The organism is Comamonas thiooxydans (assembly GCF_000964545.1).
Classification (GTDB): domain Bacteria; phylum Pseudomonadota; class Gammaproteobacteria; order Burkholderiales; family Burkholderiaceae_C; genus Comamonas; species Comamonas thiooxydans.
Map to the genome: position 1 here is coordinate 114492 of NZ_BBVD01000013.1, position 17965 is coordinate 132456.

Consider the following 17965-nt stretch of genomic DNA (forward strand, 5'->3'; position numbering starts at 1 on the left):
GGTCCTGAAATCGGCGGCCTGATGGCAGCGAGTTGCCGTTGCATCGGCATCGCCTCCAGCCCGCCTCGGAGGGGGGGATACGGCTTTGTTAAGCCATGGACTCTTGCTGCTTTCAAAGCATGTATATGACTTTGATCTCCAGATAATTTCTATACTGTAAAGTACAGGTAAATGAGACCGATTCTCGCTTATGATGCGCACGCTTTTGCACAGCACACAGGTTGTAGCCAATTGATGCCGTAGTCCCTGCTGCGGACGATACCCGCCAAGCCGAATTAAAACTCCGTATAACGAGGCATTCATGGCATTGAGGTATTCGCCGCTGGCAGCGGCATTGGGGCTGGCTTTTTCCGGTGCAGCGTGGGCGCAGCAAGCTTCAGAGGTGGTGCTGGACGAAGTACAGGTCCGCAGCGATCGCCAGCCCGATTCCGGCTACAACCCACCCACGGCAACGAGCGCCACCAAGATCGAGGCCCCGTTGCGTGATATTCCTCAGACCGTGAATGTGGTGCCTCAGAGCCTGCTGCGCGATCAGGTCGCTCAATCCATGCAGGACGCTCTCAAGGCCGTGCCTGGTGTGGGCTTTTCTCATGGTGACGGTCAGCGCGATCAGGTCACCATTCGCGGCTTCTCGGCCATTGCCGACCAGTTTGTGGACGGCTTGCGCGATGACGCGCTGTATTTCCGCGATCTGTCCAATATCGAGCAGATCGAAGTGCTCAAGGGTCCGGCATCGGTGCTGTACGGGCGCGGCTCGTCGGGCGGCCTGATCAATCGCATCACCAAGAAGCCCGGCGTCAATCTCAGCGAAGTGGGCTTGACTCTGGGGCGCTGGAACCAGCGCCGTGGCGAGTTCGACTTGGCGCGCGCGCCGCAGGACAGTGCGGTCTCCTATCGCCTGACCGGAGCCGTCGAGCGCGCCGACAGCTACCGCGACCAGCAATTTCTCGATCGCAAGGCGCTTGCGGCATCGGTGCTGATCAAGCCCAGCTCGGACACCAGCGTGCTGCTGCAGGCCGACTATCTGAAGGACAGCCGCCTCACGGACTTCGGTATCCCCGCGTACCAGGGCCGGCCAGTCAATGTGTCGCCCGGCACCTATTACGGCGCGGCCAATGCCAGGGATGTGGATGTAAGCCGTGCCGAAGTGGCATCGCTGGGGGCCACGCTGAATCACCGGATCAACGACAGCCTGTCCTTGCGCAATGCCTTGCGCTACTACGATTATTCGCTGGATAGAAACAACACGCTGGTGGGCTCGGTCAATGAGAAGGCGATGACGGCATCGTTGACGCGCGGCAATGTGCAGCGTGACGAGAGCGGATTTTTCAACCAGACCGAGCTGAGCCAGAAGCTCGAGTTCGCCGGGATGAAGCATCAGCTGCTGTACGGCTTTGAATTCGGCCGACAGAGCAAGGATCTGCTGTCATACAGCCGAGCCAATGTGGCAACGGTCTCGCTGTTCAATCCGGTGCTGCCGACTTTGCCGCTGCGCATCGACGGCAAGCCTGCGGCGGACAATCACAGCGTCTTCAAGGTGGCCAGCGCCTACCTGCAGGATCTGGTCACCATCAGTCCTCAGTGGAAGGCACTGGCTGGTGTGCGCTATGACCGCTTCCAGCAGGAAACGCATGAGCGTCAGCCCGGCAAGCCGGATCTGAGCCGTACGGACACTGCCTGGAGTCCGCGCGTCGGGCTGGTCTATCAGCCCTCGTCGGCGTGGTCCTACTATGCATCGTGGAGCAAGTCCTTCCAGCCTTCAGGTGAAACCTTTGCGCTGGCTGCCAACAATGCACAGCTGGCGCCGGAGAAAACCACCAGCCAGGAAGTCGGAGTCAAATGGGATCTGCCGGACGGCAAGGCTTCGGTCACGGCCTCGCTGTTCAAGCTCGAGCGCACCAATATCAAGAGCGTCGACCCCACAAGCAACACCGTCGTGCCTCTGGGCGTGCAGCGCACCAATGGGCTGGAGCTGACGTTTGCCGGAGAGATTGCACCGAGCTGGCAGGTCTGGGCCGGCTATGCATTCCTCGATGGCGAGATGACCACATCGCCTGCCGTCGATTCCGGCCAGCCGGTCCAGGGCAAGCGCCCCACGCTGACGCCCAGGCAAAGCGCCAACTTATGGGTGACCAAGGCACTGGGCCACGGCTTCGGCCTGGGTGGGGGGCTGAACTATGTCGGCGCCCGGTTCGCCAATCCCGGCAATACCGTGACCTTGCCAGGCTACACCACAGTGGATGCCATGGCCTACTACCGCATGGGCCCCTGGGATGTGCAGCTCAAGCTCAACAATCTGCTGAATCGTCGCTACATCGTGGCCGGTCATGGCAGCTCGCCCAACCTCAACCTGCCGGGCGCACCGCGCTCGGCCCAGGTGGTGGCGCGCTATCGCTTCTAGAAAAGGTGTGCCATGTAGCCCGGGCAGGCTGGCCTGGATGGATAGAGGCCTGATGCTCAGGCCGATGTCGCAAAAAAAGGGTTCAACGGCTGCCCCAAGCAGCCGCTGAACCCGATCAAAGTGGCAAAGAGAGCCTGAAGTCAGAAGTATCAGGCTGCCACAGCCTGCCTCTGGCGCTCGCGCACCATGGTCAGTGCCGTGTCTTCGATCATGTCTTCCTGGCCGCCCACCATGCCGCGGCGGCCCAGCTCCAGCAGCAGCTCGCGTGCGGGGATGCCGTACTTGGCTTCGGCACGCTTGGCAAACAGCAGGAAGCTGCCATAGACGCCTGCGTAGCCCAGGGTCAGCGCGTCGCGGTCGATGCGGATGGGAAAGTCCATCAACGGTACGACCAGGTCTTCGGCCACGTCCTGGATCTTGAACACGTCCACGCCGGTCTCGATGCCCATGCGCGCGCACACGGCTACCAGCACTTCCATCGGCGTGTTGCCCGCACCGGCGCCCAGGCCGGCAGCCGCAGCGTCGATGCGGTTGGCACCGACTTCCACTGCAGCCAGAGAGTTGGCGATGCCCATGGCCAGGTTGTGGTGGCCATGGAAACCCAGTTCGGTCTCGGGCTTCAGAGCCTGGCGCACGGCGGACAGGCGTTCCTTCACGTCGTCCGGCAGCATGTAGCCGGCCGAGTCGGTGATGTAGATGCAGTTGGCGCCGTAGCTTTCCATCAGCCTGGCTTGCTTGACCAGGCCTTCGGCGCTGTTCATATGGGCCATCATCAAAAAGCCCACGGTATCCATGCCCATCTTGCGGGCCATGGCGATGTGCTGCTCGGAGACATCGGCCTCGGTGCAATGCGTGGCCACACGGATGGTGGAGACGCCCAGCTCGTGGGCCATCTTCAGGTGATCGACAGTGCCGATGCCGGGCAGCAAGAGGGCCGAGACCTTGGCCTGCTTCATCAGCGGGATGACGGTGGACAGGTACTCCTCGTCCGTATGAGCAGGAAAGCCGTAGTTGACCGAGCTGCCGCCCAGGCCGTCGCCATGGGTCACTTCAATCAGGGGCACGCCAGCGGCATCCAGTCCAGTGGCCACGGACTTCATCTGTTCCAGGGTCATCTGGTGGCGCTTGGGGTGCATGCCGTCACGCAGCGTCATGTCGTGAACGGTGATCTTCTTACCTTTGAGGGACATGTTCTTCTCCTGGATCAGACGGCAACAGCGGCTTCGGCCAACTCGAAACGGCCGGCGAGGATTTCTTCGGCAAACATCTCGGCCGTGCGCGCCGCAGCGGCGGTCATGATGTCCAGATTGCCCGCGTACTTGGGCAGGTAGTCGCCCAGGCCTTCGACTTCCATATAGATGGAGACGCGGTTGCCGTCGATCACGGGGCCGTTGACCAGCTTGTAGCCGGGCACGTATTTCTGCACTTCCTTGATCATGGCGTGCACCGAGGCTTCGATCTCGGCAGGCTTGGGCGTATCCACCGTCAGGCAGTGGATGGTGTCGCGCATGATCAGCGGCGGCTCGGCGGGGTTGATGACGATGATGGCCTTGCCTTTTTGGGCGCCGCCAATTTTCTCGACCGCGCCAGATGTGGTGCGCGTGAACTCGTCAATGTTCTTGCGCGTGCCGGGGCCGACCGAGCGGCTCGATACCGTGGCCACGATCTCTCCGTAGCTCACGGCCTGCACGCGCGAAACCGCAGCCACCATGGGGATGGTGGCCTGGCCGCCGCAGGTGACCATGTTCACGTTCATGGCCTTTTCCGCAACCTTCTCGGCCAGATTCACGCTGGGCACGCAGTAGGGGCCGATCGCTGCAGGCGTCAGGTCGATCATCAGCACGCCCAGCTCGTTGAGCTTGCGGCTGTTTTCGGCGTGGACATAGGCGCTGGTAGCGTCAAAGGCGATCTGGATGCCGTCTTCCTTGACAAAGGGCAGCAGGCCATCCACACCGTCGGCCGTGGTCTTGATGCCCATCTCGCGGGCACGCTTGAGACCATCGGACTCAGGGTCGATGCCGACCATCCACACAGGCTCCAGTATGGGGGAACGCTGCAGTTTCATGAGCAGATCGGTACCGATATTGCCGGGGCCGATCAGTGCGCACTTGATCTTTTTTTGCGTCATGGTTTCTTACTCGGTGAATTGAATGGAACAAGTACCCATGCCTTCGATGACCATGTCGAAACGGTCGCCGGCGGCGGCGGGCACCAGGGGTGCGAGAGAGCCAGAGAGAATCACTTCACCGGCTTTGAAAGGAATGCCAAAAGCGCCCAATGTGTTGGCCAGCCAGGCTACGGCTTCAGCAGGGTGGCCCTGCACGGCACTGCCCAGGCCAGAGCCTGCGGGCTGGCCGTTTCGTCGCATTTCCATGGCGGCAGCGGCCAGATCCAGTGAAGCCGGATCTGTGTGCTGCTTGCCGATCACGAAGACGCCGCAGGAAGCGTTGTCGGCCACGGTGTCCTGGATCTTGATCTTCCAGTCCTTGATGCGCGAATCGACGATCTCGAAGCAGGGGGCGACCCACTCGGTGGCGGCCAGCACGTCTTCCTTGGTCACCCCCGGGCCTTGCAGATCCTTCTTGAGCATGAAGGCAATTTCGCCTTCGGCGCGGGGCTGGATCAGGCCGGATGCTTTGAGCGAGACGGCTGCGCCGTCTTCAAACTGCATGCTGTCTGTGAGAAAGCCGAAGTCGGGCTGGTGCACATTCAGCATGTCCTGCACGGGCTTGGAGGTCACGCCTATCTTCTTGCCGATCACACGTTCGCCCGATGCTTCGCGCAGGCGCAGCATGTGCAAGGAGATGTGATAGGCGTCTTCCACCGTCATTTCGGGGTGGCTTTCGGTCAGCGGAGCCAGCGTCCTGGCGGTGCGCAGCGCGTCATACAGGCGCTGGCCTTGCTGTTCGATGAATTGCTTGTCACTCATGGCTTCAACCGTTTTTCATGAAGTCTATGCAGGTGCGGTTGAACATCTCGCGATGCTCGACCTGCACCCAGTGGCCGCACTGGTTGACCAGCACCACGCGACAGTGCTTGATGCCCTTGGCCAGCTTGTCGGCACCGCCCACGGGATTGAAGGCATCTTGCATGCCCCAGAACCCCAGCACATTGCACTTCAGGTCAGGCAGCTGCTCGGTCATATTGGGGATGTACAGGCGCTGGCGCGAGGCCTCGGTCTGGGTCAGCGCAATCGGGGCGCGTTCATTGATGATTTCTTCCGTCAGCAGCGACTGGTCCACCACCTGCATGCTCATGACGGCGCGCATGGCTTCGGGGCCGGTCTTGCCCGACTTGTAGACATTGAACATATTGGCAATGCCGGGCATGGCCATATAGGCTTCAAACTCTTCCACGCCACCGGGTGCCATGAGGATCAGGCTCTTGACGTCCTCGGGGTACTTGAGCGCATAGCCCAGCGCCACGGCACCGCCCAGCGAATTTCCCAGCAGGGTGATGTTTTTCAGGCCCAGCTGCTCCACCAGACCTTTGACGCCGGCGATGAAGAAATCCATGTCGTACTGCCTGGGCTCCTCGGTCTTGGACGAGAGGCCGTAACCGAGCAGGTCGGGAACGATGGAGCGAAAGCCGGCCGCAGCAAACTCGGGGTAGTTGCCCTTGAAGTTGCTGTAGCCGCTGGCACCGGTGCCAGCGCCGTGCAAAAAGATCACGGGGTCGCCAGAGCCTTGCTCATGGTAGTGAACGCGCTGAGGATGACCGGCCACATTGCCGATGTCCACATACTTGCCTTCTGGGATGGAAAATTGGCTCATCTCTGTTCTTTATGCTTGGAGTGGATAGGCGAAGGCTGTCTCCTGCCTTCGGGTGAGAAATCTTGGATGACGAGGCTTATCAAGCCCTGGCTTGCCAGAGCTTGGGCAGGCCGGGATCGGTGGCGGCAATCGCCTTTTTGAGCAGATTGCGCAGCGTGGCTGCTTCCATCTCGCCAAGGCTTGCTATCAGATCGGTTTCCACAGCTTTGGCTGCGGCCAGCACACGCAAGATGGCTTCGTTGCCCAGGGGCGTGAGCTGCAGCGACTCGGCGCGCTCGCGGCTTTCTTCCACCCAGCCCTTGCTGATCAGCGACTGCAGGGCCACGGCTCCGATGTCGGTGCCGGTGTAGGCCATGTGAGACGCAATTTCGGCAGGCGACTGAGGCTGCTGGATGCTCAGCAGCGAGAGCACGTAAAAATCGGCATCGGTCATGCCGTAAGCCGCCATGGGCTTGCGCAAGCCGCTCAGGAATTGAAAGTGCGCGCGGCCCATCAAATATCCGATCAGGTTTTCCGAGTAGGCGGTATTGGTGTCTGCGGCCGGTTCGCTGGCCACGGCGTTGGCTTTGCGTGAAGCCAGGGCGTAACCGCCGGTCACGTAGAGCAGGGGAGGGTGTGGGTTGGCGTCGTAGTCGGTCACCTCGCCCACAAAGATGATGTGGTCGCCGCCGTCATACTGAAATGCCGTCTTGCACCTGAAGCGCGCGCTGCAGTCCTGCAGCAGCGGGGCATGGGCTGCCTCGGAGTCCAGCGGCAGGCCGGAGAACTTGTCTTCGCCAGCACGGGCAAAGCGGTTCGACAGGGCTTCTTGCTCGTTGGAGAGGATGTGCACATTCCAGGTGTCGGCGTTCTGGAACACAGGCAGGCTGCGGGCGTTCTTGGCCAGGCTCCACAAAACCATGGGGGGCTCCAGCGAAACCGAGTTGAAGCTGTTGGCGGTGATTCCTACAGGCTCGCCATTCTCTGCACGGGTGGTGACGATGGTGACCCCGGTACCAAACATGCCCAGGGCGCGGCGAAAGTCTTTGGGGTCGAAGGTTGCTGCAGTGCTTTGCATGGGGTGAATGTCTCCTTGGTGCAAGAGTGCTGCGAACAGGGCTTTTATGAATCCTTCACATGGACTAGCAGCGCAAAACAGGGCTTGGTGTTTGTCCTAGGCTCCGTGTTTTTGAGGTGCGAGATCAGGCTTTGGAGAAGTCCGCAAACGCCTGCTTCATCGTTAGTCTGATCGGACGATGAACGGAAAATTGCATGGTGAGAGCATTTCTGTCATAGGCGAAAAGGCCTTGCCCACCACACCACAAGCCGTCCGGTGGAGCGGCAACTGGAGACCTGAATGAACACAATGACAGATAACTACCTCACCCCTGATGCGCTGGCCGTGATCGAGCGTGCCAAGGCCCTGGCGCCCAAGCTGGCGGCACGCGCGCAGCAGGCGGATCGCGAAGGAAAGATCAGCGACGAAACCGTTCAGGAGATGGCTGAGGCGGGTCTGTTCCGTGTGCTGCAGCCCAAGCGCTGGGGTGGCTATGAAATGGATCCCCGTGTGTTCTACAGCGTGCAGATGGAGCTGGCCAAGGGCTGCATGTCCACGGCCTGGATTTACGGGGTGGTCGGCGTTCACCCCTGGCAGCTGGCGCTTTTCCCCGACCAGGCTCAGCAAGATGTGTGGGGCAAGGATAACGGCGTGCGCATCGCCTCGACCTATATGCCTACTGGCAAGGCCGAGCCCGTGGAAGGCGGATTCAGGTTCAACGGTCGCTGGAGCTTTTCCACCGGCTCCAAGCATTGCGACTGGCTGTTTCTCGGCGGTCTGCTGCCCAAGCGTGATGGCACGCCTGGCCTGGAGCATGTGACTTTTCTGGTGCCCAAGGCGGACTACCGCATTGAGGACAACTGGGATGTGCTGGGCCTGCGCGGTACAGGCAGTCATGACATCGTGGTGGAAAACGCGTTTGTCCCGGCACATCGCATCCAGTACACCAACGACCACAGCGATGTGGGCTGCCCCGGCCGCATGGAAAACACCAGCTGGCTGTTCCGCATCCCCTTTACCCATGTGTTCCAGCGTGCGGTGTCCACCGCCTGCCTGGGCGCGCTGGAAAGCGCCATCGCGTCGTTCACCGAGCGCGCGACGGCGCACGTTGGAAAGCATGGCAACAGGATGGCCGAGGACGTGAACGCCCAGACGGCCGTGACCGAAGCCACGATTGCGCTGGACCAGCTCAAGATGGTTCTCTTCCGCAATTACGCACGCATTGTGGATGCGGCCAAGACTGGTATTCAGCTGACGCTGGAGGAGCGTCTGCTGCAGCGTGCTCAGGCGTCATACGTTCCCAAGCTGACGGGCTTTCATGCCAATGAGCTGATGCGTGCCTGCGCAGCCAGCGGTACTTTCAAGAACAACCCCATCGAGCGCATCTTCCGCGACATCCATCAGGGACGTACCCACATTGCGAACAACACGGATGCCTATGTGCGCGCCTATGGCTCGCATGTGCTGGGCATTCCCAACCAGGAGCCCTTTGTCTGATTGAATTCAGGCCAAGCTGCGGCAGCGCTCTCACAGCGGAGGCTGCCGCCAGCGTGTATTTGCGAGAGTCCATCCATAAAACAAAAGATTGACGGAGACAAGGTATGGCAGAACAAGAATATGACCTGATCGTCGTGGGGTCGGGGGCTGGTGCCATGTTGGGCGCCATTCGCGCGCAGGAGCAGGGCCTCAAGACTCTGGTGGTGGAGAAGACGGAGCTGTTCGGCGGCACTTCGGCCCTGTCGGGAGGCGGCATCTGGATTCCGCTCAATTACGATCAGAAGACCGCCGGCATCAAGGACGATCTGGAAACCGCATTTGGCTATATGAAGCGCTGTGTGCGAGGCATGGCGACGGATGACCGCGTGCTGGCCTATGTGGAAACCGCCAGCAAGATGGCCGAGTATCTGCGCCAGATCGGGATTCCTTATCGCGCCATGGCCAAGTATGCGGATTACTACCCCCATATCGAAGGCTCCAGGCCCGGCGGTCGCACCATGGATCCGGTTGACTTCAATGCCGCCAGGCTGGGCCTGACGGCGCTGGAAACCATGCGCCCGGGCCCTCCCGGCAATCAGTTGTTCGGCCGCATGAGCATCAGTGCCTTCGAGGCGCATTCCATGCTCTCGCGCGAGCTCAAGTCGCGCTTCACCATCCTGGGCATCATGCTCAAGTATTTTCTGGACTACCCCTGGCGCAACAAGACCAGGCGCGATCGTCGCATGACGGGCGGCCAGGCGCTGGTGGCAGGCCTGCTGACTGCTGCCAACAAGGTCGGTGTCGAGATGTGGCGCAGCTCTCCGCTCAAGGAGCTGGTGAAGGATGCATCGGGCCGTGTGACGGGTGTCATCGTTGAAAGGAATGGTCAGCGCCAGCAGATCAACGCCAGACGTGGCGTGTTGTTGGGGGCTGGTGGTTTTGAGCGCAACCAGGAGATGCGTGACCAGTATCTGAACAAGCCCACCAAGGCAGAGTGGACGGCCACCCCAGTGGGAGGCAATACCGGTGATGCTCACCGGGCTGGTCAGGCCGTGGGCGCGCAGCTGGCGCTGATGGACTGGTCCTGGGGCGTGCCCACCATGGATGTTCCCAAGGAGCCGGCCTTTCGCGGCATTTTCGTGGAGCGCTCGCTGCCGGGGTGCATGGTTGTCAACAGCAGAGGGCAGCGCTTTCTCAACGAGTCCGGCCCTTATCCGGAATTTCAGCAGGCCATGCTGGCCGAACATGCCAAGGGCAATGGCGGCGTGCCTGCATGGATTGTGTTCGACGCCAGCTTCCGCGCGCAAAACCCCATGGGGCCGCTGATGCCTGGCTCGGCCGTGCCGGACAGCAAGGTACGCAAGAGCTGGCTGAACAATGTCTACTGGAAGGGCGAGACGCTGGAAGATCTGGCGCGCCAGATCGGCGTGGACGCTGCTGGCCTGCAGGACAGTGCGCGCCGCATGACCGAATACGCCAGAACCGGAAAGGATCTGGACTTTGACCGGGGCGGCAATGTGTTTGACCGCTACTACGGCGATCCGCGTCTCAAGAATCCCAACCTCGGCCCCATCGAGAAAGGTCCTTTCTATGCCATGCGCCTGTGGCCCGGAGAGATCGGAACCAAGGGAGGGCTGCTCACCGATAGAGAGGGACGTGTGCTCGACACGCAAGGCAGGATCATCGAGGGGCTGTACTGCGTGGGCAACAACTCCGCCTCCGTCATGGGGCCGGCCTACGCAGGCGCTGGTTCCACCTTGGGGCCTGCCATGACTTTTGCCTTTCGCGCCGTGGCTGACATGGTGGGTAAGCCCTTGCCCCTCGAGAACCCGCATCTGCTGGGCAAGACGGTTTGATCTGGAGGCGCAGAGATGTCCAATTTCAAAAAGCATGTCAGCACCATCAATCCTGTGGGTGCAGTCTTGGATGTGGGGTCGGCCGATGAGGTTCAGTGGTCCGATGCAAGCGATGTGGTGGTGGTCGGCTGGGGAGGCGCAGGTGCCAGTGCAGCGATTGAGGCGCGCGAGCAGGGGGCCGAAGTTCTGGTGATCGATCGCTTCAGTGGCGGTGGTGCCAGTGTGCTGTCGGGTGGGGTGGTCTATGCCGGTGGCGGTACCAGGTACCAGAAGGAGGCGGGCTTCGAGGACTCACCCGAAGCCATGACTGCCTACCTCAAGCATGAGGTCAATGGTGTGGTCAGTGACGAGACACTGGCTCGTTTCAGCCGCGACAGCGTGGCCAACCTGAATTGGCTGGAAAAGCAGGGCGCTACCTTTGCGTCGACCATGCCTGCGTACAAGACCTCCTATCCGACCGATGGCATGTATCTGTACTACTCGGGCAACGAAGTGGTGCCCGCCTACGGCAACCCGCAACTGGTCAAGAAGCCTGCACCGCGCGGTCATCGCGTGGTGGCCAAGGGGCAGTCGGGAGCGACGTTCTTTGCCGCGCTGCAAAAATCCACATTGGCGCACGGAGCCCGCACATTGACGCAGGCCCGCGTTCAGCGCCTGGTGCGCGAGAAGGACAGTGGCCGTGTATTGGGCGTGGAGGTGATGGTGTTGCCCGAAGGCGATCCACGTACCGAGCGCCACAAGAAGCTCGATGAGCTGGTGGCCAAGTGGCGTTTGTATCAGGCACCACGTGCCCAGGCGGGGCGTCGTGAGGCTGCGCAGATCGAAAGCGAGATCGGCGAGAAGCGCTACATCCGTGCTCGCAAAGGTGTGGTGCTGTCCACTGGCGGCTATATCTTCAATTCGGAGTTGCTGGAGAGGCATGCGCCGGCTTACAAGCCCGGCTGGCTGACCGGTGCTGCGGGCTGCGATGGCTCTGGTCTGCGCCTCGGGCAATCCGTGGGAGGGATCGCTCAGGACCTGAACAATATTTCGGCCTGGCGCTTCATCACCCCACCCTCGGTCTGGCCCAAGGGTCTGGTGGTCAACACCAAAGGCGAGCGCTTCTGCAATGAACAGGTCTACGGTGCCAAGCTCGGCTACGAGATGATGGAAAAGCAGGGGGGACAGGCTTGGCTCATCATTGATAGCAAGCTGCGCAGGCAGGCTGCGTGGCAGTGCCTGTTTGGCGGTTTGTGGGCCTTCCAGTCCATGCCCGCGCTGGCGCTGATGTACAAGGTCGCGATCAAGGGCAAATCTGTCGCCGACCTGGCCAAAAAGCTTCGCATGGATGCAACAGTGCTGCAGCTCCAGTTCGATCGCGCCAATGCCGCTGCACGCGGTGAGACCGAAGACCCGTTGGGCAAGTCCCAGGACATGCGTCATGAGTTCAAGGGCGGCTCGCTGTTTGCCATCGATATCTCCATCAGCCAGAAGATGTTCCCGCTGGCCGTCCTGAGCCTGGGGGGTCTCAAGGTCAACGAGGACAACGGTGCAGTGATTGACGGTGCCGGCTATGACATTCCCGGGCTGTATGCCGCGGGGCGCACCGCCATTGGTGTGGCTTCCTCGCGTTATGTGAGCGGCTTGTCCCTGGCCGACTGCGTGTTCTCGGGCCGTCGAGCGGGCAAGGCGGCTGCACTGGAAGGGGACGAGTCCCCTGCTGCCCAGGCAGTGTGTCCGCGGGCAAGCGCTGTGGAGAGCGTCAGTTCCTGACCCCGTGGATTGGGGACGATCTTGTGCCGGGGCGCCAGTGCAAGGTTGCACAAAAGAGTGAGTGAGTAAGGGGTAAGAAGAAATGAGCAGTGAAGCCACAACAACCGCATCGCGGTATCACCCGCTGCGCGTGCGCGCGGTGATTGACGAGACGCACGATACCAAGTCAATTGTGTTTGAGGTGCCAGAGGCTCTGGCTGAGCAATTCAGCTATCGTCCCGGCCAGTTTCTAACTCTGCGACTGCCTATCGAGGGCCGCTATGTGCCTCGCTGCTACTCCATGTCCAGTGCCCCGATGCTCGACGATGCCTTGCGGGTGACTGTCAAGCGCGTCGACAAGGGACGAGGCTCCAACTGGGTTTGCGACAGGGTTCAGGTGGGTGATTCCATCGAGCTGATGCCTCCCTCGGGCCTGTTCTCGCCCCGGAATCTGTCTCAGAACTTTTTGCTGCTGGCCGGTGGCAGCGGAATCACACCGGTGTTCTCCATCTTGCGCACCGTACTCAAGCAGCATCAGGGCAATGTGGTGCTGTTCTATGCCAACCGCGATGAGCGCTCGGTGATCTTCAAGAAGGACCTGCAGCAGCTGGCGGCCGAGTACCCAGATCGCCTGCAGGTCATTCACTGGCTGGACTCTGTGCAAGGCGCGCCTTCGCAGAAGCAGCTCGCAGCCTGGGCCACGCCCTGGGTGGCCGATGCTGGCCAGGCCTTTATCTGCGGGCCGGGCCCCTTCATGGATGCCGCACAGGCCGCGATGATCGAGGCCGGCATGCCTGCCGAGCAGGTACATGTGGAGCGCTTTGTCTCTCTGCCTGACGAGGAGACTCTGCAACTGATGCAGGAGGCAACTGCTCCCGTGGAGGCTGCTGTCGACCAGGCCCTGGTGCAGCTGCGTCTGGACGGCGAGGAATACGAATTCAACTGCAGTGGCACGGAGACCATTCTGGAGGCCGGACTGCGCGCCGGCATCAATGTGCCCTACTCCTGCCAGGCCGGCATGTGCGCATCCTGCATGTGCCAGGTGCAGGACGGCAGCGTACATCTGCGACACAACGAAGTGCTGGATGCCAAGGATCTGTCCAAGAAGTGGACGCTGGCCTGTCAATCCGTGCCCACCAGCGAAAAGCTGCGCGTCAAATTTCCGGAGTAACTTATGTCGAATACCAACCAGAACGCGATGCCCGAGTCTTCGCTGACCTTGCCCGGCATGCTGGCTGACGTGGTCAGCCGCTTTGCCGGTCGCGCGGCGATTGTCGAAAACGGCAAGTCCATCAGCTATGCCCAGCTGCAGCAGCTGAGCCGCCTGGCCGCACGTGCCTTGATGAGCCTGGGCGTGCAGGCCGGCGACCGTGTGGCTCTGTGGGCACCGAATCTCAGCGAGTGGATCGTTGCCGCCTGCGGTGTGCATGCTGCGGGCGGCGTACTGGTGCCCTTGAACACCCGCATGAAGGGCGCCGAGGCTGCCGATATTCTCGAACGCAGCCGTGCCAGGGTGCTGGTGTGCGTGGGCGACTTCCTGAACAACTACTACCCGGATCTGCTGAACGGCCTGCGTCCTGTCACACTGCAGCAGGTGGTGGTACTCGGTGGCAAGGTGCTACCCAGCGCAGATATGAACTGGGCGCAGTTCATGGCCAGGGCCGATGGCACGACTGCCGAAGCCCAGCAGCAGCGTGAAGCCCGGATCAAACCCGACGATACGGCCGATCTGATGTTCACTTCCGGCACCACGGGACGCCCCAAGGGAGTGATGTGCGCGCACCGCCCGACGATCCTGGCTTTCAAGGCCTGGTCGGATGTGGTGGGTTTGACCGAAGGCAGCCGATACCTGATCGTCAATCCGTTCTTTCACACCTTTGGCTACAAGGCCGGCTGGGTGGCAGCCTTGCTGCAGGGCTCCACCGTCTATCCCGAGCAGGTATTTGATGCGCAAGCCATCTTGCATCGCATCGAGAGCGACCGTATCAGCTTCCTGCCCGGGCCGCCTACCTTGTTCCTGTCCATGCTGGCGCATCCGGGGCTCAAGAATTTCGATCTGAGTTCGCTGAAGTCCTCCGTGACCGGTGCTTCCACAGTACCTCCCATTCTCATCAAGCGCATGCGTGAGGAGCTGGGCATCATGAATGTCACCACGGCCTACGGCCTGACGGAGTGCGGCGGTTGTGCCACGCTCTGCGAGCCCTCCGACAATGTGGAAACCGTGGCCAATACCTGTGGCAAGGCCCTGCCCGGGACCGAGGTGCGCTGTGTGGACGAGCAAGGACAGCCTGTTGCTCCGGGCGAAGCGGGGGAGGTGCTGCTGCGCGGCTATCACATCATGCAGGGCTACTTCGAGGATGAAAAGGCCACGGCAGAAACCATTGATGCCGATGGCTGGTTGCATACAGGCGATGTGGGAGTGCTTGACGAGCGCGGCTACCTGCGTATTACCGACCGCCTCAAGGATATGTTCATCGTGGGCGGCTTCAACTGCTACCCCGCAGAAATCGAGCGCATACTGTCCAACCACCCCGAGGTGGCACAGGTTGCCGTGGTCGGGGTGGCCGACGAGCGCATGGGCGAGGTAGGCTGTGCCTGCGTGGTGACATGCAACGGCGTGGCACTGGACCAGGATGCCTTCATCGCCTGGTGCCGCGCCAATATGGCCAACTACAAGGTTCCGCGCTTTGTTTTGCAGCTCGATGGCCTGCCCGTCAATGCCTCCAACAAGGTGCAAAAGCGTGATCTGCTGCAGATCGTCAAGAGCCGGCTCGCGCCTGCTTCACAGCCGGCCTGAACAGGGCATCTGAAAAAGCCACGCGGTTTTCGGAAATCGGCTCAAAATCGTGGCTATAATTCAAGTCTGCTCTGTAAGGCGAACGGCTTTGCAGAAATGCGGGAATAGCTCAGTTGGTAGAGCGATACCTTGCCAAGGTATAGGTCGACGGTTCGAACCCGTTTTCCCGCTCCAGATTTTGAAAAGGGAAGCAAAAGCTTCCCTTTTTTATTGCTTTGGTCGCATGGCTGATGCAATACTTCTCGCTGGCGCCCTGCGCCGGTTGTGAAGTGGGCCCCGATGGTGAAATTGGTAGACACTGCAGACTTAAAATCTGCCGCTTTTAACGAAGCGTACCGGTTCGATTCCGGTTCGGGGCACCAGAATTGAAAAGCCTGCTATATCTTGTGTAGCGGGCTTTTTTTATTTGTGACTTGAGTAGCCGTTGCTGCCCGCAGTCTTGCTGAAGGTGGGAAAATTCAGCCACTGCGATGCCGTAGGGCTGTGGGCGTCAGGCTTGGCCAAGGCGCTTGGAAAAGTCCTGGCTTCGATGCAATATGGCTTGCAGTTCTGTCATGCTGACGAGGCCTGCACTCCCAGAGAAAAAAGATGTCTAGTTACAACGCTGCTTTTGAAATTCATGTCCACGGACAGGTTCTGCTCCGTGCTGATGTTACGTATGAGCAGCTGCAAGATGCATTGCGTCCCTTGTGGGCCTATGCTGGCGCGCGCTCATTGACCGACGGCGAGGGAAGTCTCTATGAAGAAGAGCCCGGCATTCAGTTCGACGCCAAGGAGCACCTGCTGCAGATGTGCTGGACCGTGCGTGGTGACGATGATTTTCGTCAGTCCCTGGACGATATGTGCATGGGGCTCAACGAGCTGGCCGAGCAGGGCTCGCCGATCGAAGTGACCTTCTACGACACCGAGTTCGACGAGGAAGAGGCTCCTGCGGAGGCCCAGAGCCGCGATGACTTCCTGATGCTGTTTGTCGGCCCCAATCCCGCAGCCATCATGCAGGTGCAGCGCGATCTGCTGGTGCAGGATGTCATCAACATGATGGAGCGTCACTTTGACGGCGCAGAGCTCGGCGGAGTGGTGCAGGAGATCGACAAGCTGTTCTCGCAGCGCTTCGAAGCCCTGGTCAGCTCGCTGGAGCTGGGCAAGCCGCCGCGTGGTGGATCGGGGGGCTCGGCCTCCGGTCATGGCGGCAATCGCCGCCCGCGCCATCTGCATTGATTCCTTCGATCATCCGCTGTCAAAGCCCTCTGTGCTGCAGTCCCGAGACTGTGGCGGAGGGCTTGTCTTTTGTCATGAAGCCCATTCCTACCCCCAAGTATTCAGGAGCCGTTACCCAGCAGCTGCGCAAGGACAGGGCTGCGCGCGCCAGCATGGGCGAAGAAGGGGTGAATGCATCCATACCTCTGGCATTGCCCTATCTCTCGGGCTACGCGCCATCGCTGCAGAATCAGGTGCGCGACTGGCTGCTTGCAGGCAGGGCCGGTGACTGGCTGCTGCGCAAATATCCGCAGGCCCACGCGGTTCGCACGGACAGGACGCTCTATGACTATGTCGATGCGCTCAAGGCGCAATATCTGCGCAATGCAGGGCAGTTGCACAAGGTGGCCTACGACAGCAAGATTCATGTGGTGCGCAATGCCCTGGGTCTGCATACGCGGCGCGCGATTGCGCATGGCGGCAGGCTCAATGCCCGGCACGAGATTCATGTGGCGGCCATGTTCAAGCAGGCGCCAGATGCCTTTTTGCGCATGATTTGCGTGCATGAGCTCGCGCATATCCGCATCATGGATCACGACAAGGCTTTCTATCAGTTATGCACGCATATGGAGCCTGATTACCATCAGTTGGAGTTCGATGTGCGTTTTTATCTCAGTTATCTGGATCAGGGCGGCGAGCTGCTCTGGAGCTGATGGCGCAGATCAGACGGGGGTGGGCACTGCGCTTGGCGAGCACACGTTGACGGCCAGGCTGCAGCCTGCGGGCAGATCCAGCCAGCGCTGGGCCGCGGCTTGCATGGCCGTCAGGCGGCCGGTTGTCATGAGCTGAATTTGCTCGGCCTGGGCCAGCTGCAATGATCCATCGGTCTCGGCTCCCAGCAGATTGCGCTGCTCCAGCATGCGCCGGGTCTGGCGTGCCACGGGGGCCCCCGTGTCCAGGAACTGGATATCGGGCCCCAGCAGGGCACGCAAATCGTCCTTGACGAACACATAGTGGGTACAGCCCAGCACCAGCGTATCCATCTGTCCTGTCTTAAGGCCGAAACCCCCCAAAGCGCTTGTGTACTTTGCGCACAGCGCTCTGATCTCCGTGGCGCTTGCATCCTCGGGCAATGCTTGCTCCGTGCTTTGCTCGATCGCCCTGGCCAGGCCGTCGCAGGCTTGGAGGTGAAACTCGGCGCGTTGGCCATGCTCCGACACCAGGCGTGCCACACGCTGGCTGGAGATGGTGCCCCGGGTGGCCATCACGCCCACATGATGGGTCTGGCTGGAAAAAGAGGCAGGTTTGATCGCCGGTTCCACGCCAATGACGGGCAGTTGCGGCAGGCGTTCGCGCAACAGTTCCACGGCCGCAGCGGTGGCGGTATTGCAGGCAATCACCAGAATCTTGATGTCGTGCTGCTCCAGCAGGTATTTCGCAATGGCCAGGCTGCGCTCCTGCACAAACGCATCGCCGCGTGCATCGCCATAGGGTGCATTGCCACTGTCGGCCAGATAGACAAACTGCTCGTGCGGCAGCTCATGGCGCAGTGCCTGCAGCACGCTGAGGCCGCCCACACCGCTATCAAAAATACCGATGGGGGAGTGAGGAGTGGGCATGGTGCAAGAGGTAGGTGGAGGCGATGGTGCGGCCGTCAGTATGCGCCGCTTTGGGTGCTGGCGGCGCCTCCAGGGCTAT

14 protein-coding genes and 2 tRNA genes are annotated in these 17965 nt (G+C 60.9%); 10 read left to right on the forward strand and 6 right to left on the reverse strand.

Going from position 1 to position 17965, the window contains the following annotated elements:
* The first annotated feature begins 301 nt into the window (after nt 1–301).
* Nucleotides 302–2401 (forward strand): TonB-dependent receptor, encoded by a 2100-nt coding sequence (locus Cth01_RS19350; protein WP_045840123.1) that lies wholly within the window; start codon nt 302–304, stop codon nt 2399–2401.
* A gap of 149 nt (nt 2402–2550) precedes the next feature.
* On the opposite strand, the gene tesG is transcribed toward Cth01_RS19350, so the two are convergent.
* The 5 genes from tesG to Cth01_RS19375 form a co-directional block, all read right to left on the reverse strand.
* Nucleotides 2551–3591: a 4-hydroxy-2-oxovalerate aldolase TesG gene (gene tesG / locus Cth01_RS19355; RefSeq protein ID WP_045840124.1), complete on the reverse strand. Its 1041-nt coding sequence runs from the start codon at nt 3589–3591 to the stop codon at nt 2551–2553.
* 14 nt (nt 3592–3605) lie between these two features.
* Entirely contained in the window at nt 3606–4529 is a 924-nt protein-coding gene (gene tesF, locus Cth01_RS19360; protein WP_004341179.1) for an acetaldehyde dehydrogenase TesF, read from the reverse strand.
* A 6-nt stretch (nt 4530–4535) separates the two neighbouring features.
* Nucleotides 4536–5330, reverse strand: a complete 795-nt coding sequence (tesE, locus tag Cth01_RS19365) for a 2-hydroxyhexa-2,4-dienoate hydratase TesE (protein ID WP_034360369.1) — start codon at nt 5328–5330, stop codon at nt 4536–4538.
* Between the two features lie 4 nt (nt 5331–5334).
* On the reverse strand, nt 5335–6174 hold the full coding sequence (locus tag Cth01_RS19370; RefSeq protein ID WP_034360372.1) for an alpha/beta fold hydrolase: 840 nt from the start codon (nt 6172–6174) through the stop codon (nt 5335–5337).
* 79 nt (nt 6175–6253) lie between these two features.
* Nucleotides 6254–7231 (reverse strand): flavin reductase, encoded by a 978-nt coding sequence (locus Cth01_RS19375; RefSeq protein WP_003071341.1) that lies wholly within the window; start codon nt 7229–7231, stop codon nt 6254–6256.
* A gap of 288 nt (nt 7232–7519) precedes the next feature.
* Here Cth01_RS19375 and Cth01_RS19380 point away from each other — a divergent pair, with 288 nt between their 5' ends.
* The 9 genes from Cth01_RS19380 to Cth01_RS19420 all read left to right on the forward strand — a co-directional run bounded on the left by Cth01_RS19380 (nt 7520) and on the right by Cth01_RS19420 (nt 16980).
* Complete coding sequence (locus tag Cth01_RS19380; RefSeq protein WP_045840125.1) at nt 7520–8707, forward strand: acyl-CoA dehydrogenase family protein; 1188 nt, start codon at nt 7520–7522, stop codon at nt 8705–8707.
* A gap of 104 nt (nt 8708–8811) precedes the next feature.
* Nucleotides 8812–10542, forward strand: coding sequence for an FAD-dependent oxidoreductase (locus tag Cth01_RS19385; RefSeq protein ID WP_045840126.1), 1731 nt, complete (start codon nt 8812–8814; stop codon nt 10540–10542).
* Between the two features lie 15 nt (nt 10543–10557).
* On the forward strand, nt 10558–12294 hold the full coding sequence (locus tag Cth01_RS19390; RefSeq protein WP_045840127.1) for an FAD-binding protein: 1737 nt from the start codon (nt 10558–10560) through the stop codon (nt 12292–12294).
* Nucleotides 12295–12376: 82 nt separating this feature from the next.
* Nucleotides 12377–13444, forward strand: coding sequence for a ferredoxin--NADP reductase (locus tag Cth01_RS19395; protein WP_012837543.1), 1068 nt, complete (start codon nt 12377–12379; stop codon nt 13442–13444).
* A gap of 3 nt (nt 13445–13447) precedes the next feature.
* On the forward strand, nt 13448–15070 hold the full coding sequence (locus tag Cth01_RS19400) for a FadD3 family acyl-CoA ligase (RefSeq protein WP_045840128.1): 1623 nt from the start codon (nt 13448–13450) through the stop codon (nt 15068–15070).
* Between the two features lie 98 nt (nt 15071–15168).
* Nucleotides 15169–15244: transfer RNA gene (locus Cth01_RS19405), tRNA-Gly, on the forward strand.
* 99 nt (nt 15245–15343) lie between these two features.
* A tRNA-Leu gene (locus tag Cth01_RS19410) sits at nt 15344–15432 on the forward strand.
* A gap of 226 nt (nt 15433–15658) precedes the next feature.
* Entirely contained in the window at nt 15659–16288 is a 630-nt protein-coding gene (locus Cth01_RS19415) for a DUF6806 family protein (protein WP_003061017.1), read from the forward strand.
* A 74-nt stretch (nt 16289–16362) separates the two neighbouring features.
* Nucleotides 16363–16980 (forward strand): M48 metallopeptidase family protein, encoded by a 618-nt coding sequence (locus Cth01_RS19420; protein WP_034360414.1) that lies wholly within the window; start codon nt 16363–16365, stop codon nt 16978–16980.
* Nucleotides 16981–16989: 9 nt separating this feature from the next.
* Here Cth01_RS19420 and murI read toward each other — a convergent pair whose 3' ends face one another.
* Complete coding sequence (gene murI, locus Cth01_RS19425; protein WP_045840129.1) at nt 16990–17886, reverse strand: glutamate racemase; 897 nt, start codon at nt 17884–17886, stop codon at nt 16990–16992.
* Nucleotides 17887–17965 lie beyond the last annotated feature (79 nt).

What these genes read in the sequence shown, in the direction of transcription:
- Cth01_RS19415 (WP_003061017.1), top strand. Translation starts at nt 15,659, where the DNA reads ATGTCTAGTTACAACGCTGCTTTTGAAATTCATGTCCACGGACAGGTT.
- Cth01_RS19350 (WP_045840123.1), top strand. Translation starts at nt 302, where the DNA reads ATGGCATTGAGGTATTCGCCGCTGGCAGCGGCATTGGGGCTGGCTTTT.
- Cth01_RS19385 (WP_045840126.1), top strand. Translation starts at nt 8,812, where the DNA reads ATGGCAGAACAAGAATATGACCTGATCGTCGTGGGGTCGGGGGCTGGT.
- Cth01_RS19380 (WP_045840125.1), top strand. Translation starts at nt 7,520, where the DNA reads ATGACAGATAACTACCTCACCCCTGATGCGCTGGCCGTGATCGAGCGT.
- Cth01_RS19390 (WP_045840127.1), top strand. Translation starts at nt 10,558, where the DNA reads ATGTCCAATTTCAAAAAGCATGTCAGCACCATCAATCCTGTGGGTGCA.
- Cth01_RS19395 (WP_012837543.1), top strand. Translation starts at nt 12,377, where the DNA reads ATGAGCAGTGAAGCCACAACAACCGCATCGCGGTATCACCCGCTGCGC.
- Cth01_RS19375 (WP_003071341.1), bottom strand. Translation starts at nt 7,231, where the DNA reads ATGCAAAGCACTGCAGCAACCTTCGACCCCAAAGACTTTCGCCGCGCC.
- Cth01_RS19370 (WP_034360372.1), bottom strand. Translation starts at nt 6,174, where the DNA reads ATGAGCCAATTTTCCATCCCAGAAGGCAAGTATGTGGACATCGGCAAT.
- tesF (WP_004341179.1), bottom strand. Translation starts at nt 4,529, where the DNA reads ATGACGCAAAAAAAGATCAAGTGCGCACTGATCGGCCCCGGCAATATC.
- Cth01_RS19400 (WP_045840128.1), top strand. Translation starts at nt 13,448, where the DNA reads ATGTCGAATACCAACCAGAACGCGATGCCCGAGTCTTCGCTGACCTTG.
- murI (WP_045840129.1), bottom strand. Translation starts at nt 17,886, where the DNA reads ATGCCCACTCCTCACTCCCCCATCGGTATTTTTGATAGCGGTGTGGGC.
- tesG (WP_045840124.1), bottom strand. Translation starts at nt 3,591, where the DNA reads ATGTCCCTCAAAGGTAAGAAGATCACCGTTCACGACATGACGCTGCGT.
- tesE (WP_034360369.1), bottom strand. Translation starts at nt 5,330, where the DNA reads ATGAGTGACAAGCAATTCATCGAACAGCAAGGCCAGCGCCTGTATGAC.
- Cth01_RS19420 (WP_034360414.1), top strand. Translation starts at nt 16,363, where the DNA reads ATGAAGCCCATTCCTACCCCCAAGTATTCAGGAGCCGTTACCCAGCAG.